Raw genomic sequence first — 14,991 nt, 5'->3', positions numbered from 1 at the left:
ACTCCTTTTTAGGCATGTTAAAAAAAGATTCGCTTCGATTTCGTATATTTTTGAGTATGACCTTTTTGGTTGTAATTGCTTTTGCTGCCATTGCGGTTGTAATGGTGTTCCAATACCGAAAACAGGCGGAAGAATATCATATTGAGCGGCTTATAGACAAAGAAAATCAAATTAAAACGCAAATCCAATATGTACTTTCACAAACCACTTATCCGGTGGAAACAGCTTATGTTCCGTTGATTTTTAGGGAATCTATATACAACATTGCCAATATTTTAAATGTTAATTTTGACTTATACGACCTTAATGGAAGTCTTTTGAAAAGTTCCCGTGCTGTAATTGATAGTAAGGATACGCTCAGTATCCCTACCCCTGTTTTGAAACAGTTAGCCTCCACTTTGAATAAACGACTTTCCGAACATCATTATCTTGAAGATGGGAGGGGATACCAAAATTCCTACACCTATGTAACGGATCTCCAATTCAAACCCATTGCAGTACTCAGCATTCCTCATTTTGAAGACGACACATTTAATGAAAAAGCTCTCCAAGGCTCACTTTATAATATATCTTTAGTCTATTTTTCTTTATTGGTTTTAGCTTTAGGATTCGCTTATTTCATTTCGAGTTATATTACCAAATCCCTAAAAACGATTGAGAATCGTTTGGAGAAGACTCGATTACTGGAGCGTAATGAAAAAATCATACTGAAATCACCGAGTACTGAAATTGGACAGTTGGTGGGGGCTTATAATAGTATGATTGACGAAATTGAACGTAGTAAGGTATTGTTGGCAAAATCCGAACGGGAACAAGCATGGCGTGAAATGGCGAAACAGGTTGCCCACGAAATCAAGAATCCGCTGACTCCCATGCGACTCTCCGTACAGAGTTTTCAACGTCGATTTGATCCTAATGACCCCGAAGTAAGGGATAAAACCAATGAGTTTTGCGAATCACTCGTTCAACAAGTTGATATTCTGAGTAATATTTCTTCGGCATTTTCAGCCTTAACTAATATGCCTGCGAAGCAAGAGGAGTTTTTCAATGCTGTTCCTGTGGTAAAACGAACCTTGGATATTTTTGATTCGAAACATATTTCTTTCATTACCACCGATGAGCATATTTCTTTATTATTTGATAAAGATCAATTGGTTCGTGTGGTAACTAATTTAGTCAAAAATGCTATTCAAGCTACTGAAAACAAAGAAAATCCAAGGATTGTTGTTTCTCTGAGTAAAAAAGAATTTCAAGTAGAACTTACGGTGAGTGACAATGGTGTAGGCATTCCAACCGCTGACCAAGAAAAAATTTTTGAACCTCAATTTACTACCAAAACAGGAGGTACAGGTTTAGGCTTAGCCATGGTCAAAAGTATCATCACAGCTGCAAATGGATCTATCAAAATTCAATCACAGGTAGGTAAGGGGAGTACGTTTATTGTTCATCTTTAAGTGTTTTCTTGTACCTTATGTTGTTTTTATAAATGGTTGTAACTCAACTTCAAATTGATGTAATTACTATTGAACCCTAAAATAGGATGGTTCTATTTTTAGCAGACATGTATCAGAATCTGGGTCTTTCCTCTGGAATTATATCTGTCACATCATAATCGGCAAAATTTCGTAAATAGTTTTGTAGCGTTGTACCGTTAGCATCGGCGAAGGAGTAATTACCTTTACGTTTAAAGTATTGTTTCACACTTTGCGCTCCTGCTAAATGGGCAGCCGCTAAAATCCCAGATTCTGTGATGTTTATCCCATTTATTTTCTTACCCACAAAAAGATCTATTTCTTCGCGTAAAACCCATTTGTTTCTTTTTATACTCAATGTGAACAATCGTTCTTGTTGCTCAGGAGAATTCAAAAACTCATAAGTGTCTGTAACTCCGTAGAATCGTAATGCAGATTTCCCGAATTGGTATTTACCCATATACCCAAACGGATTTACTACAAAATAATTGCCTCTTGACTCTCTGTAAGCTAAAGCCTCTTTGAATCCGACAAATGTTCTACCAATAAAAGGAGGGGTTACTTGCTCTTTGAGCTCCGACTCAGGGGGAATAACAACCAATAAAGGTTCTTTCACTATAAAATCTTTGTGGATACTAATTTTTTTAGTACTAACTTCTATGATGGTGAGGGTCATTAGTAAAACGCTCAACATCCCCAATAACATAAATAAATACTTCTTTTTACTTTGTATCATTCTGTCTATTTTATTTAAGACTTATCGTGAATTTGTAGTAAAATTACACTGCTTAAAATTTTCAGGCGGCAAAATTACATCTTTTGTATTGATACACAAGTTTATATGTTATCGAAAAGTTAAACTAAAAAGAAAACGATAACAAACTTTAACACGCTTATTCAGCTACCAAGCATAATTTTATACGTCTGTTAAGATTTCTGACACTGAATGTTAATTTATTTTCTGAGCAATCTCAGTAAATAGGGGCAGTTTCTTGTGTTTTTAGCATACTTAGTAGTCATTTGTATGTAAAAAATCGTATATTTGCGGGTGATTCTCAAGTTACTTAATGCGAGAGTTGGGAGAAGATAAAGAATAGCATTACATATCCATTGCTATTTCCTGAGAGTTATGGAATAAATTTGTGAGGAGTACTATGAAGATGAAATTTTTAAAAACCCTTTTGGTGTTTTTTGGTGCACTGTTTTTTGGGTTTTCGCAGACAAAAGAGTTAATAAAAGCTCATAAACTCTATAAAAACTATGATTACGTAGGAGCGATAAAGGCATATGAAAGCATTGCTAAAAAGGGGTTTGTCAACCAAGATTTATTACAAAATTTAGGCAATGCTTACTACTATAATGCTGATTATGAGAGTGCTAATATTTGGTATGAACAACTTTTCTCTAAGGAGGAATATAAGAAATCATCGGAATATTATTATCGATATGCCCAAACACTAAAGTCTGTTGGAAAGTTAGAAGATTCGGATAAGATAATGGATAAATTTGTAGCTATGGTTGGTAAAAGTGACGCTAGAGCTGTCATTTTTAACAAAAATAGGAGCTATCGAAAAGACATAGAGCTTAACTCTAATCGACTCGAATTACAACCATTGAAAATAAATTCCCCGAATTCAGAATATGGAACAGCTTTCTACGGTAAGAAGATTGTATTTTCAAAAAGTTCAGGCCTTTTCAAAGGAAAATCGACATGGACGGGTGATGCTTACTACGATTTATATGAGGCCAAGAGGGATTGTATGAATGTTTCCAAGGTTTCAAAAATGAACAAAATAAACACCCGATTCAATGAATCTACAGCCGTTTTTACCAAAGATGGAAATACAATCTATTTCACACGAAACAACTTCCTCAACAACAAGATAAAAACCAACGGCGATGATACGGTCTTACTCAAAATATTCAAATCCACAAAAGACAAAAACGGAAAATGGAGTAAGGAAAAGGAAATGCCATTCAACAGCAATATTCACAATGTAGCACATCCTGCATTGAGTCCTGATGAGAAATATCTCTATTTTGCTTCGGATATGCGAGGTTCGTTCGGCGCTTCGGATATCTACCGAGTAGAACGCCTTGAAAAAGGAGGCTATGGAAAACCTGAAAATTTAGGCAATGTAGTAAACACTGCTGGTCGGGAATCTTTCCCTTTTGTAAGTAAGGATAACATTCTTTATTATTCATCTGATGGATATCCTGGATTAGGAGGGTTAGACATCTTTGCTGTAAAAATAAACGAAGATGGGTCTTTTTCAAAACCCGTAAACATAGGTGCACCAGCAAATAGCTCTAAGGATGATTTCTGTTTTGTTATTGATAGTGATACAAAAGTGGGATTCTTGACATCCAATCGGGTAGGAGGGAAAGGAAAAGATGATATTTATGCTTTTCAAGAACATAGACCTGTGTCTTTCAGTTGCACAAAAAATATTTCAGGAATCGTAAGAAATGCTACTACACGTGAAATTATCAAAGATGCAGGGCTAGTTTTACGAAATGCTGATGGTAAACCGATTGAAACTAAGCTTTCTGATGTTGACGGGAAATTCTCTTTTGCATATGAGATTGATTGTACAAATGGAAGTACGTTTAATATAAACGCTGAAAAACAAGGTTTTATACCTAAGAAACAGGAAGTTATCATTAAGGAAAAAGACGAGCTATTCTACGAAATTGCATTAACACCTATTGAACGCCGAAAAATAGAAAAAGGAACAGACTTGGCAAAAGTTTTGAAGATTGACAATATTTACTTCAATTACGATAAAGCAGATATTCGCCCCGATGCTGCAGAACAATTGGCAAAAATCGTGGATGTAATGAAGGAGTATCCTACGATGAAAATTGATGTTCGTTTGCATACGGATAGTCGTGGTTCAGATAAGTATAATTTGGCACTCTCCGACCGACGAGCCAAATCAACCATCAAATGGTTGGTGAAGCACGGTATCAAAAAATCACGTATAACTGGTAAAGGCTATGGAGAAACTCAATTGACCAATCACTGTGGTAATGGTGTTAAGTGTTCAGAAGAAGAACATCAGGCAAACCGAAGAAGTGAATTTATTATCATTTCAATGTAATAATAGAGAAGAAAATAAAATATGTGATTATTAATTCATTGTGTTTGTAGTAATTTAAACACTTGTTACTTTTATACCGAGTTATCTATGCGTTTTGGAATATACAGAATTTTTAAAATTCCGTATCTTAGTTTCTTCGTTTAAGCATCCAAAATATACAAAAATGATCCTTGTCAGTCAGAAATAGTGAAAAAAATGCTTTTGAGCATTCAGTCTACCGATTGTAATTTTTATAAATATGGCAAAGCATCATATCTTAAAAATCATTACCTTTGCCTCCATAATTAATTTTTGTTTACACCCATGCTAGATCTACAAGATATTTTAAAACAACATACACAAAAGGCTGTTGAGCAACTTTTTAGTGTGCAACTCGAAAACATTGAACTTCAACAGACTAAGAAAGAGTTTGAGGGCGACATTACTATTGTAATTTTCCCGATGTTGCGTCAGATTAAAGGAAATCCTGAACAAATTGGGCAACAAATTGGAACTTTTCTGCAAGAAAATGTAAAAGAGGTAGAGAGCTTCAATGTAATCAAAGGATTTTTGAATTTAGTAATTTCCGATTCTTATTACATTGATTTTCTGAAAAGTATAGAAAACGAAAATCATTTTGGTTTGGCTAAGCCCAATTCCAAAAAGACCATAATGGTTGAATATTCATCACCTAACACCAACAAACCCTTGCACTTAGGGCATATTCGCAACAACTTATTAGGATATTCGGTTGCCGAAATTCTAAAAGCAGCGGGACATAAAGTATATAAAACTCAGATAATCAACGACAGAGGGATACACATCTGTAAGTCGATGATTGCTTGGCAACGTTTTGGCAATGGCGAAACGCCTGAAAATTCAGGACTTAAAGGCGATAAACTTGTCGGGAATTACTATGTAGCTTTCGACAAAGCGTATAAATCTGAAATTGAGCAACTTATTTCAGAAGGAAAAACCAAAGAAGAAGCTGAAAAACAAGCACCCATATTTTTGGAAGCACAAGAAATGCTTCGAAAATGGGAAGCCGGAGACGAGCAAGTTATTTCCCTTTGGAAAGAAATGAATCAGTGGGTTTACAACGGATTTTCAACTACTTACAAAAATTTAGGCGTCGATTTCGATTCGTACTACTACGAAAGTGACACATATTTGTTAGGAAAAGACATCATTGAAGAAGGCTTACGAAAAGGCGTTTTCTTCAAGAAAGAAGACGGCTCGGTTTGGTGCGATTTAACCGCCGATGGTTTGGACGAGAAATTAGTCCTCCGCTCCGACGGAACTTCCGTATACATCACCCAAGATATTGGCACAGCAACTCAGCGTGTAAAAGATTTTCCTGATGTAAAAGGAATGGTTTATACTGTTGGAAATGAGCAAGATTACCATTTTAAAGTTCTGTTTTTAATTCTAAAAAAATTAGGCTTTGATTGGGCTGAAAATCTGTATCATTTGAGTTACGGAATGGTGGATTTGCCGAGCGGAAAAATGAAAAGCCGTGAAGGAACAGTGGTAGATGCCGACGATTTAATTGCTGAAATGGAGCAAACTGCTGAGGAAATTTCGCAAGAATTAGGGAAATTGGACGGATACGATGAAAATCAGAAAAAGGAACTGTACCACACCATCGGTTTGGGGGCTTTGAAATACTACATTCTGAAGGTTGATCCGAAAAAACGCATTCTTTTTGACCCGAAAGAATCCATTGATTTTCAAGGAAACACAGGTCCTTTTGTTCAGTACACTTATGCCCGAATAAAGTCTATCTTGCGGAAATACAACGAAATAGGAGTTTCAAAATCAAATAATGAATCGATTTTAGAGTTACATCCGAAGGAGAAAACTTTGCTCAAAAATATGGAGCTTTTCCCCGAAGTGGTGCAAAACGCAGCAGATTTGTACAGCCCTGCGGTCATTGCCAACTACGTATATGATTTGGTGAAAGACTTTAATTCATTTTACCAGAATGTATCCATTTTAGGAGAAGAAAATGTGGCAAAAAGAGAATTTCGGGTATCGCTTTGTAAAAAAATAAGCGAAATTATTGCATCGGCTTTCGCTATGTTAGGAATACAAGTTCCTGAAAGAATGTAAAATACTCTTCGGAAAGAAAAATATTTTTCAAAAAGAAAGAAAAATATTTGCCAAGTAAAAAAATGTTCTTATCTTTGCACTCGCAATCGGATAAGGGTTGCTTTTGAGAGAAACATTTTACGCGAAAATAGCTCAGTTGGTAGAGCGCAACCTTGCCAAGGTTGAGGTCGCGGGTTCGAACCCCGTTTTTCGCTCTTTTATTGCCTTAATAAAGGGCTCGGATGGTGGAATCGGTAGACACGCTGGACTTAAAATCCAGTGGGCAGCAATGCCTGTGCGGGTTCAAGTCCCGCTCCGAGTACATCAAAAAATCGTAATGCTTTTATAGTGAAAGTGTTGCGATTTTTTATTTTGTGATTTAGCCGACATTTAGCCGACATTTTGAAAAATGCTATTTTGTCAGGTGTTTTTTTTAGGTGTTGGAGCATATAAAAAAAGCCCCCTGTTTTGGGGCTTCCTGCTGGTCAAAAAATTATCTTTCGATATAGTCAGGTTGTACCTGTTCTCTTTTGTCGATTACTTCTATTCGCAACGACGGTAAATGTATCTTTTGCTCTAATTCTTTCAAATTTTCGGGGCTTATGTATCCTTGTTTTAAAATTTTCAAAAGTAATATTTTGGCTTCCTTGTCTAATGGCTTCGCTTCGTTATTCATTCCTTTAAAATATTTTCAGTTAGATTTTCAATAATCAAATTTAAACTATCATCTGAAAGGGCTTCTAATTCAATATTAGCCCCAAAGGTTTGCATTTTTGGCAAGGTATATTGTAAAAGCCTTTCAAATGCTTGTATGCGTTCTTTTGGTTCAAGTGCCTTAAAATCTTTTTCAATCTGCTCCTGATTTTGGTCTAAAAATGACCTCAACCATTTACGCATATCGTTTGTGGCTTTGTTAGGTGTGCCTTTTTGCCGTCCTCCTGTTTTTGTTGTTCCTTTGGGTCGTGCCATTATATTTTTTTGCAAACATACAAAATATTTCTATTTCAATCTATTATAGATATAAATTTAAAGTAATAGTTTAATTTTATGTATGATTATTTTTACCGAAGTTTACCCACCCTTTACCGAAGTTTACAAAACAAAATAGAGTGTGTGTTTTAGGGCCTTTTTTTGTCGGGATTTTATGCAATTTGTGCATTTTCAGAAATAAAAAAGGGACTGAATTAGCCCCCTTTGATTTACTGGTACATTAGCCCGAACTTCAACCCCAACGCCTCTGCAATACTTATGAAAGTGGATAACTGCATATCGGTTTCCCCACGTTCAAGGCTTGCGATGTATTCCCGTTTTTTGCCTATCTTTTCGGCTAATTCTTTTTGTGTTATCTTGCGTTGTTTGCGTTCCTCTTTCAGAAGTTCAGCAAAATACCACGCCTTTGCTTTGGCGGTAAACTCCTTGCGGGTGGGTGTACCGACTGCTCCGTACATTTCGGCTAACAATTCCCGCCCCGTTGTGAGTTTTGCGATTTTTTCGGGGTCTATTTTTGTGCGGTCTATCTTATTCATTGTCGTGCGTGTGTTTTTGTTTTTTATCACGAATGTAAAAATAAAAATAACCTACCACCGCAACAAGTGAAATATAAATCATCATATAAATTGCTCCACTCATATTTATTTTCGTTTTTTAGGTTTATTTTTTTGCGTTTTCTCTTCTTTTGGGTCTCTTACAAGTAACAGACCGAAAATAAGCAAAATTGTTGTTGTAATACTTGCTGTTATATATAGTTCCGAACCTTTAATGTCTGTAAAAATATCCGAAACGATAACCGCTGTAACGACATACTTCACTATGTCAAGTAATAATTTTCCTAATTCTTTTCTCATTGATTAAAACTAAAAAATTATCATTTCGCAAAGGTAAGGAATTTATATCAAACTATAACAAAAAATGTAATTTTTTTCATACTTTCAAAGGTCGGTAATTTTTCGACAATTTTAGGTTATCGGTCGGTTTTTACTTGGTTTTTGTCTCTTGGAGGTCGGTAAGGTAGTGGGATTTTTTTACTTCCTGATGAGGTTTTTAATAAATTTATCAAATACCAAAAACAACAAACGTGCGTTTTAAGGCGGTTTTTTTACCTGTTTTACGTGGGTTTTATGGTGTTTGCGTGTATTTGTGTGATTGAGGTCTTTTTAATTAGTTTTTGCCTGTTTAAAATCGTTTTTGAGGGTTCAAGGTTTAAAGTTCAACGTTTGAAGGCGTTTTTTCGGGGTTTCCTTGCTTCGGGTGGGTGTTTATAACCTCAACGGCAAAAACACAAAAAAACGCCCTTTGTTTGCGTTTGGGCGTTCGTAGGTTTGAAACTTGGTTTTTTGATTTCTTGGAACTTTAAAACAATTCAAGTTGATTTTTGAAATGCTTTTGCAAAGGCGGTTTGTTCGGTTGATTGTTTAACTTGCGATACAAATTCCGTACTTGTTTGCATAAGTGCATTATGATATTTTTTTCTCTTACGGGTTTGTAACCTGTTTGAGGCAAAAGGTAAGAGCAAAGCAAAATATATCTTTCGGGGTCGTGTTCTCGCAAGTGCAAAAAAGTTGCCGTCCGAATGTACCTCGCACCCTCCTTTTCGTGGGTCAATTCTACCCCCGTAATCGGACACGATTTTTTGACTTTTTCGACCCCATTTTTTAACGATTTTTCGACCTCATTTTTTTCTACTTTTTTAACCTCAAAATTTGATGTTTTTTTGTCCCTTTTTTCTTCATATTCCAAACTCATATTTTCAGAACTTAAAACAACCTTTTTTTCAAGGTCGGTTTTTTCAATGTTACAATCTTCCCGTTTACTTAAAGGGTAATTTTGTAACATAACCCCGTTTTTGCTTGTGTTTTCAGGGTCGGTAATTTTGTAACATTTTTCATTTTTTGAGGGCGAAAAACTGATGTTATTTTGGTCATTTTCAGGGTCGGTAATTTTGTAACATTTTGGGGTAATTTCATTGTTAAAAATCGCCTCTTTTTCGTGGTGCATTTTTCGCATAATTTGCCCCTTTTGATTGTCCGAAAAAGTGGTGTTTAATTCCTCTAAAAACTCCTTTGCTCGTTGCTTCTGTTTGTCATTCATTTTTTGCCAAAAGGCGGGGTTTCGCAGTTCGTTTAATCGTATCAAATCTTTTTCTGTAAGTTCATTTGCTCGTAGTGAATTATCAATATTAACTACTTTTTCAAATTCCGATGTAAGTACTTCAAAGGCTTTTTGTAGGTTGTCGGTGCTGAGGTCTGCAAGTGTGTGTATCGGAACACCCGCATTATGCAGTTTTCGCATTTTTATTACTTTAACCTCAACCCGTACCACTTCATCATATAATCCGTATTGTCTGCCTTTGTTGTATAGTTTCAAATAATATTCATTATATCCAAACTCAAAGTAATTACGTCCGTGTTTGATAGTCGGGGCAAAGTTATTGCGGTGTGCCTGAATACCTTGCAAAAAATCAAAGGCACTAAACGGAATAACATTGTTCAACCCTATTTCAATATTTTGAAGTACGCACCCACCCGCCTGAACGTCCAACAACTTACAAAGATGTTTTATAACATTTTCTACTTCTGAAAGTGTAAATCGGTCGCCATTAAATCCGTTGTATTTTGCCGTCCATTCGGGGCGTGTATTTCCGATAAGTTCGTTATGTAGTTTATGAATGCTACCTTTTAGGATAAAACCCCCATTATAGGGCTTTAATCGCATATTGTGGTACTTGTACACTTCTTTCACTACTTCGCCCGTATAAGGGTCGGTTTCCTGTTCTACGTATAGAAATGCCCCACTTGTCAAAATCCGATGTAGTTTGTCGTTATCGGGGTATGATACGGATATTTTTATAAAATCTACCATATTTTCAAGGTTTTATGCAGTATACTTTATGCTTATGGATTACACTACTGCAGTCCGAAGTATCTTTTAATTTCAATAGCAATCATATTTATTGCTAATGTTGTATCCATTGGGTAATAATTCGGATACTCCAAAATTGCCAATTTGGTGCGGTCGGTATTGAATACGAAAAATAACAAGGTATGTTTTTTGTAACGCCCGTAATGGTCTTTGCTCGATATATCGCCGTAATAGATTTGCGGGTGTGCGGTTCTGAAAAGCCCCGTGAGTACTTCGCCCCACTTGGCACGTGTGCCGTCTGCTTTACGTGGTGCGGGTTTGTACCAAAAGGCTACGTTTTCCGAACGATTGAAGTTGCGTTGTACAGATATATTGGCAAAGTCCAAAATATGCCGACTATTTGCGGTTTGGTGGATTTTCTCAAAGTGCGTTACTTCTTTGTATTTGTCTGATGTTTCGATTTTGGCAAACTGATGTATGTTTGCTCCGTTTAGGTTATTCATATTTATTTAATGATTAAAAGATTAAATGATTAAAAAAATTACTTGGATTTTGTTACTTGTTACTTGGTTCTTTGAACTTTATACTTTATCCTTGTTCCTTTTTTTAAGGCAAAAGACCCCCACGCCCCTAAACTTGGGGGCTTTGCCTATTTGATATTTTTTTGAATGATTATTTAATGATTAGGGGCGGTAATTTTCTGACATTTTGCCCCTTGTGGTTACTCGGTGGGGTGCTGTTCTTTGAACTTTTGGATAAATTCGGTATAGGTTATTTCATCGTTCATAAATGAATAGTTGAGGTTTGCGTATTCGTCTGTAGGGTCTTTAAACCAACCTAATAAATAGCAATCTAACTCATAATCAGGCGTGAAGTACAAATCGTGGTGTACGTAATAAAACGGCTCAGAAAGTTTGTACAATTGCTTAACGACCTCAAAATATTGCTTTTGGTCGTCCTCTGTAAAGTCTTTACCACTTTCTAATATCGAAGCCAAAAGGCGGTAAAAAATGCCTGTATCGATTGGCTTTTTATCAAACTCTTTCAGGAAAAGGTTAAGGCGGTTCGTGACTTCGATAGCATCTAATGCCAATAACGAATATTTGAGGGCGTCTTTTTGGGTGTGCATTCCAAAATCATTCATAGGTATAAACGTACCGAATTCCTCATTTGTTTTGCCGTTGCGGTCTTTGATTGTCAAGGTTTGTTTTTCTAAAACTCTCATATTATTATTTTTAAATAGTTACTTAATTACTTTGGTTCTGAAACTTTGCGTAACATTTACTTTTTATGTTAATAATTACGATGCAAATTTACATATAAATATAATCAAATACAAGTGTAATGTAAATTATTTTTATTTATTTTTACATATTATGTAGATTAACTATATTTGCACTTTAATTTTTAAGTTATGGAATTAGTCAATGTACTTCGATTAAGGGAAGTTTTAAAAGAAAAAAACGTAACAGGCAAAGAATTAGCCCAAATGTTAAACCTTACAGAAACAAGTATTTCAAGAATGCTGAACGGAACGCAATATCCTAAACTTGAAACTCTTTTAGGAATAGCCAATGCGTTACAAGTGGATATAAAAGACCTTTTTAACTCGACCTCAACGGCAACCACGCCCCTATATATCAAAGACGATAACGGCAACTTAGTTGAGGTGGGAAGTCTTAACAAGGATAAAGAGTAAAGGATAAAGTAACAAGTAATCAAAATCCAAGTAACAAGTAATCAAAAACCAAGTACCAAGTAATCAAAAATCAAGTAACAAGAACTTGAAACCTTGAACCTTGTAACTTTGAACTTTATACTTTTTTCCGTACCTTTGTCACGTTCGTACGCACAAAACTTTTCTAAAACACTTGGGGGCTTTTGCCCTCTTTTTTATGCTTTCAGTTCAATAACGGCACTTTCTACCTCGTGGCGTTTGTAGTACACACGTCCACCAATTCCGTATGATTTTAGTATGCCTTTGCGTGTCCAATTGTTCAGGGTCGTAAGGTTCACGCCTAACAAGTTAGCCACTTCACGGCGGGTTAAATACTCGGTTGGGGCTTTGGGTTGAAAATGTTTTTTGAGTTCGTTAATTTGGGATTGTACCACCTGCGAAAATTGCTCTTTGAGTTGCTCGGGGGTAATCTGAATAAATTGTACTGCTTCCATCGTTGAATAAATTTTTATGTTTTTCGATGGGGCAAAGGAATAGAAAAGAAACAGCACCATTCGAGCCAGTGGCTGTGATGGTGCTGTATAATTTAAGAGACTTTAATATTTTTAGTCCTTTCCTGTTATAAAATTCTCTACGGAAATCATTAGTTTTTCAAGGAATGGGGTGAGAGTAGTTGTTCGGTTTTTTATTTTCTTTTTCTTATCCTCGTGGTCAAAATCTATTTCAAAAAAGGCTTTAAAACGGCTATATATTTCTTTTTGTGTTAATTCAGGGTTAAGTAACTTACTTTCAATTAACGCCTGTACTAATTCGGCTAATTCTATTACTTCGCCTTTCCATTGTAGGGGTTTGATATTTTGATTTTGAGGTTCTTCCGAAACAACGGGGGCGGGTTGGGCTTCCCAAAAATTGGGGACGGGTTGGTTCTTTAATTGTTCTCTTCGGGCTTCGATGAACTCTAAAACACGACGTGCCGATATTTCAAAGTTTTTGTATTTTTTATCATCAAAAAATATAGTATATCTATCTTCATAAATATCGCTAATTTCTAAGAAAGGAATGTAATATTTAAATGTTTCGTAAGGTATTCCATATAATCCTTTATCCAAAATTTTCTGTACTACATAATTCCCTAATATATATTTTCCACCGTCTAACGTGTCTTTTATTTCCTCAATATTCTTAAAAGGTTTTACCTCTTCTGAATAAACATCTATACATCTTTCTATTTCAAAGATAAAATCAGAGTAGTGTATTTCTGTACTATTGATTTTGATATATTCAGAAAAAGGGAATATATTATCTCTATTAGAATACATATGATAGCACAAACTATCTTCTAAAAAATCCAAATAATCAACTTCCACGCCGTCGGGATAGTGCTTTTGCCACTCCTTAAAATCGTTGCCGTAGTTATTTATAAAGTCCTTATAAGACAAATACGTGACGCCTATTTTTTCGGGTTTTTCCATACCTCAACTTTTCTAAAACATTCTTATTTTCAAAAGGTTTGCCCTTAATTTATTGGTTTTTACGCCCTAAAATTACCTTAGGGCTGGTTTTAAGGGGTTTCCGTAACAGAACCCCCCGTTAATGTTGCGTTTATGTAGTCATTTACTCTTTCATTTATACGAAATGCCGTTTTTGTATAAACGTGGTTACGAACGTGGTAAATTTTAGCCTTTTTTTTCCACGTGGTTACGAACGTGGTAAAAATTCAGTATTTTTTTCCACGTTGTTTTTTTCCCTCATCAGCACACTTATTAACGTTTCATTGATGTAATAGTTTGATTTTCCTATTTTTATTTTAGTCATAAATCCTGCCTGTGAAATCGTATCTAAATAGTTCAACGCTGTACGTTTGGAAACCCCTAAATCATTTTGCAAAAACTCTATTTTGGTATATGGGTTTTTGAATAGGTTATTTAATAAATCTTGGCTGTATAGTTTTGGAAATTCGGTGCGTAGCCGTTGTTTGGTGCTTTGCATTACTTGTTTTATTTCCTGTACTAACTCAATGGTTTGTATGGCTGTAACCTCAACGCCTTTAAGCAAATACATTACGAGGCTTTCCCAATCATTACGGGTGCGTACCCCTTGCAATACTTGGTAATATTGTGTTTTGTTCTGAATGATGTAACGACTTAAGTACAATACGGGCAAATCCAAAAGCCCTTGTAATACCAAATACAAAATATTGATAATTCGCCCCGTACGCCCGTTGCCGTCATAAAAAGGGTGTATACTTTCAAACTGATAATGTATAACCGCCATTTTAGTAAGGGAGTCAAGTTCCGAAAATTCATCATCATTGACAAACCTTTCAAGGTTCGCCATTAGGTTTAAAATTTCGTCCTTGTCTTGCGGTGGGGTGTAGATAGTTTCGCCGAGTGAGTTCATTAATTTTGTACCCGCCTGTGTTCTGAACCCTGCCTTGTTTTGCTCTAATGTTTCCTGAATTTGTAAAATATGTTTGTTAAGTAGTAGTTTTTCAGTTCGTACGATTTGAAACCCCAATTTTAACCCTTGTGCGTAATTAACAACTTCTTTGCTTGCGGGGTTCTTGGTTTCAATCAAAATATTTTCCTTATACAGGTCATCGTGAGTTGTTACGATGTTCTCTATTTCGCTACTGCTCTTTGCCTCTTGCAAAGCAAGTGTATTGATTAATATTTGCTCGTTCGGAATGGTTTTTACCACGCCTTTAAGTTCTGCCAAATGTCGGTGTGATTTTACTAATTGGCGTAACACGGTTGCGGTTTCTATTTCCGAAGTAGGGGGCAGTAACGGTATTTTAAAATCATTCATA

General features: G+C 35.7%; 15 protein-coding genes and 2 tRNA genes. 6 read left to right on the top strand and 11 right to left on the bottom strand.

Features of this window, described 5'->3' with window-relative positions; all coding sequences use genetic code 11:
• The first annotated feature begins 14 nt into the window (after nt 1-14).
• Nucleotides 15-1,454, top strand: a complete 1,440-nt coding sequence (locus CGC52_RS05520) for a PAS domain-containing sensor histidine kinase (RefSeq protein WP_042344015.1) — start codon at nt 15-17, stop codon at nt 1,452-1,454.
• 112 nt (nt 1,455-1,566) lie between these two features.
• Here CGC52_RS05520 and CGC52_RS05515 read toward each other — a convergent pair whose 3' ends face one another.
• Nucleotides 1,567-2,205, bottom strand: a complete 639-nt coding sequence (locus CGC52_RS05515) for a peptidoglycan-binding protein LysM (RefSeq protein ID WP_369800751.1) — start codon at nt 2,203-2,205, stop codon at nt 1,567-1,569.
• Between the two features lie 421 nt (nt 2,206-2,626).
• On the opposite strand from CGC52_RS05515, the gene CGC52_RS05510 reads away from it, so the two are divergent.
• The 4 genes from CGC52_RS05510 to CGC52_RS05495 all read left to right on the top strand — a co-directional run bounded on the left by CGC52_RS05510 (nt 2,627) and on the right by CGC52_RS05495 (nt 6,968).
• Nucleotides 2,627-4,576, top strand: coding sequence for an OmpA family protein (locus tag CGC52_RS05510; RefSeq protein WP_095893680.1), 1,950 nt, complete (start codon nt 2,627-2,629; stop codon nt 4,574-4,576).
• A gap of 303 nt (nt 4,577-4,879) precedes the next feature.
• Entirely contained in the window at nt 4,880-6,667 is a 1,788-nt protein-coding gene (gene argS / locus CGC52_RS05505) for an arginine--tRNA ligase (RefSeq protein ID WP_095893679.1), read from the top strand.
• A gap of 121 nt (nt 6,668-6,788) precedes the next feature.
• Nucleotides 6,789-6,861: transfer RNA gene (locus CGC52_RS05500), tRNA-Gly, on the top strand.
• 21 nt (nt 6,862-6,882) lie between these two features.
• Nucleotides 6,883-6,968, top strand: a tRNA-Leu gene (locus CGC52_RS05495).
• A gap of 171 nt (nt 6,969-7,139) precedes the next feature.
• Here the strand turns inward: CGC52_RS05495 and CGC52_RS05490 are convergent.
• From CGC52_RS05490 to CGC52_RS05460, 7 genes are all read right to left on the bottom strand, one after another.
• Entirely contained in the window at nt 7,140-7,322 is a 183-nt protein-coding gene (locus tag CGC52_RS05490) for a hypothetical protein (RefSeq protein ID WP_095893678.1), read from the bottom strand.
• Nucleotides 7,319-7,615 carry a hypothetical protein gene (locus tag CGC52_RS05485; RefSeq protein WP_095893677.1) on the bottom strand — a complete coding sequence of 99 codons (297 nt, stop codon included), beginning with the start codon at nt 7,613-7,615 and terminating at the stop codon, nt 7,319-7,321. Before CGC52_RS05485 ends, CGC52_RS05490 begins: the two co-directional genes overlap by 4 nt.
• A gap of 230 nt (nt 7,616-7,845) precedes the next feature.
• Nucleotides 7,846-8,172 carry a helix-turn-helix domain-containing protein gene (locus CGC52_RS05480; RefSeq protein WP_095893676.1) on the bottom strand — a complete coding sequence of 109 codons (327 nt, stop codon included), beginning with the start codon at nt 8,170-8,172 and terminating at the stop codon, nt 7,846-7,848.
• Between the two features lie 105 nt (nt 8,173-8,277).
• Nucleotides 8,278-8,490 (bottom strand): DUF6722 family protein, encoded by a 213-nt coding sequence (locus CGC52_RS05475; protein ID WP_095893675.1) that lies wholly within the window; start codon nt 8,488-8,490, stop codon nt 8,278-8,280.
• A 505-nt stretch (nt 8,491-8,995) separates the two neighbouring features.
• Nucleotides 8,996-10,504: a hypothetical protein gene (locus CGC52_RS05470; RefSeq protein WP_095893674.1), complete on the bottom strand. Its 1,509-nt coding sequence runs from the start codon at nt 10,502-10,504 to the stop codon at nt 8,996-8,998.
• A 44-nt stretch (nt 10,505-10,548) separates the two neighbouring features.
• Nucleotides 10,549-11,007: a hypothetical protein gene (locus tag CGC52_RS05465; RefSeq protein ID WP_095893673.1), complete on the bottom strand. Its 459-nt coding sequence runs from the start codon at nt 11,005-11,007 to the stop codon at nt 10,549-10,551.
• Nucleotides 11,008-11,225: 218 nt separating this feature from the next.
• A complete protein-coding gene (locus tag CGC52_RS05460; protein WP_095893672.1) occupies nt 11,226-11,729 on the bottom strand; it encodes a hypothetical protein in 504 nt (167 codons plus the stop codon).
• A 189-nt stretch (nt 11,730-11,918) separates the two neighbouring features.
• Here CGC52_RS05460 and CGC52_RS05455 point away from each other — a divergent pair, with 189 nt between their 5' ends.
• Nucleotides 11,919-12,203: a helix-turn-helix domain-containing protein gene (locus CGC52_RS05455; RefSeq protein ID WP_095893671.1), complete on the top strand. Its 285-nt coding sequence runs from the start codon at nt 11,919-11,921 to the stop codon at nt 12,201-12,203.
• Nucleotides 12,204-12,397: 194 nt separating this feature from the next.
• On the opposite strand, the gene CGC52_RS05450 is transcribed toward CGC52_RS05455, so the two are convergent.
• From CGC52_RS05450 to CGC52_RS05440, 3 genes are all read right to left on the bottom strand, one after another.
• On the bottom strand, nt 12,398-12,676 hold the full coding sequence (locus tag CGC52_RS05450; protein ID WP_095893670.1) for a helix-turn-helix domain-containing protein: 279 nt from the start codon (nt 12,674-12,676) through the stop codon (nt 12,398-12,400).
• Nucleotides 12,677-12,787: 111 nt separating this feature from the next.
• A complete protein-coding gene (locus CGC52_RS05445; protein WP_095893669.1) occupies nt 12,788-13,654 on the bottom strand; it encodes an RteC domain-containing protein in 867 nt (288 codons plus the stop codon).
• A gap of 226 nt (nt 13,655-13,880) precedes the next feature.
• The gene (locus CGC52_RS05440; RefSeq protein ID WP_198540577.1) at nt 13,881-14,990 is read right to left on the bottom strand and encodes a Fic family protein; all 1,110 of its coding nucleotides are present in this window, start codon (nt 14,988-14,990) and stop codon (nt 13,881-13,883) included.
• Between the last annotated feature and the right edge of the window lies 1 nt (nt 14,991).

It is taken from the genome of Capnocytophaga sp. H2931, from assembly GCF_002302535.1.
Lineage (GTDB): Bacteria > Bacteroidota > Bacteroidia > Flavobacteriales > Flavobacteriaceae > Capnocytophaga > Capnocytophaga canis.
Note: the sequence above shows the minus strand (reverse complement) of the source record. Positions and strands in the feature narration are given on the sequence as shown.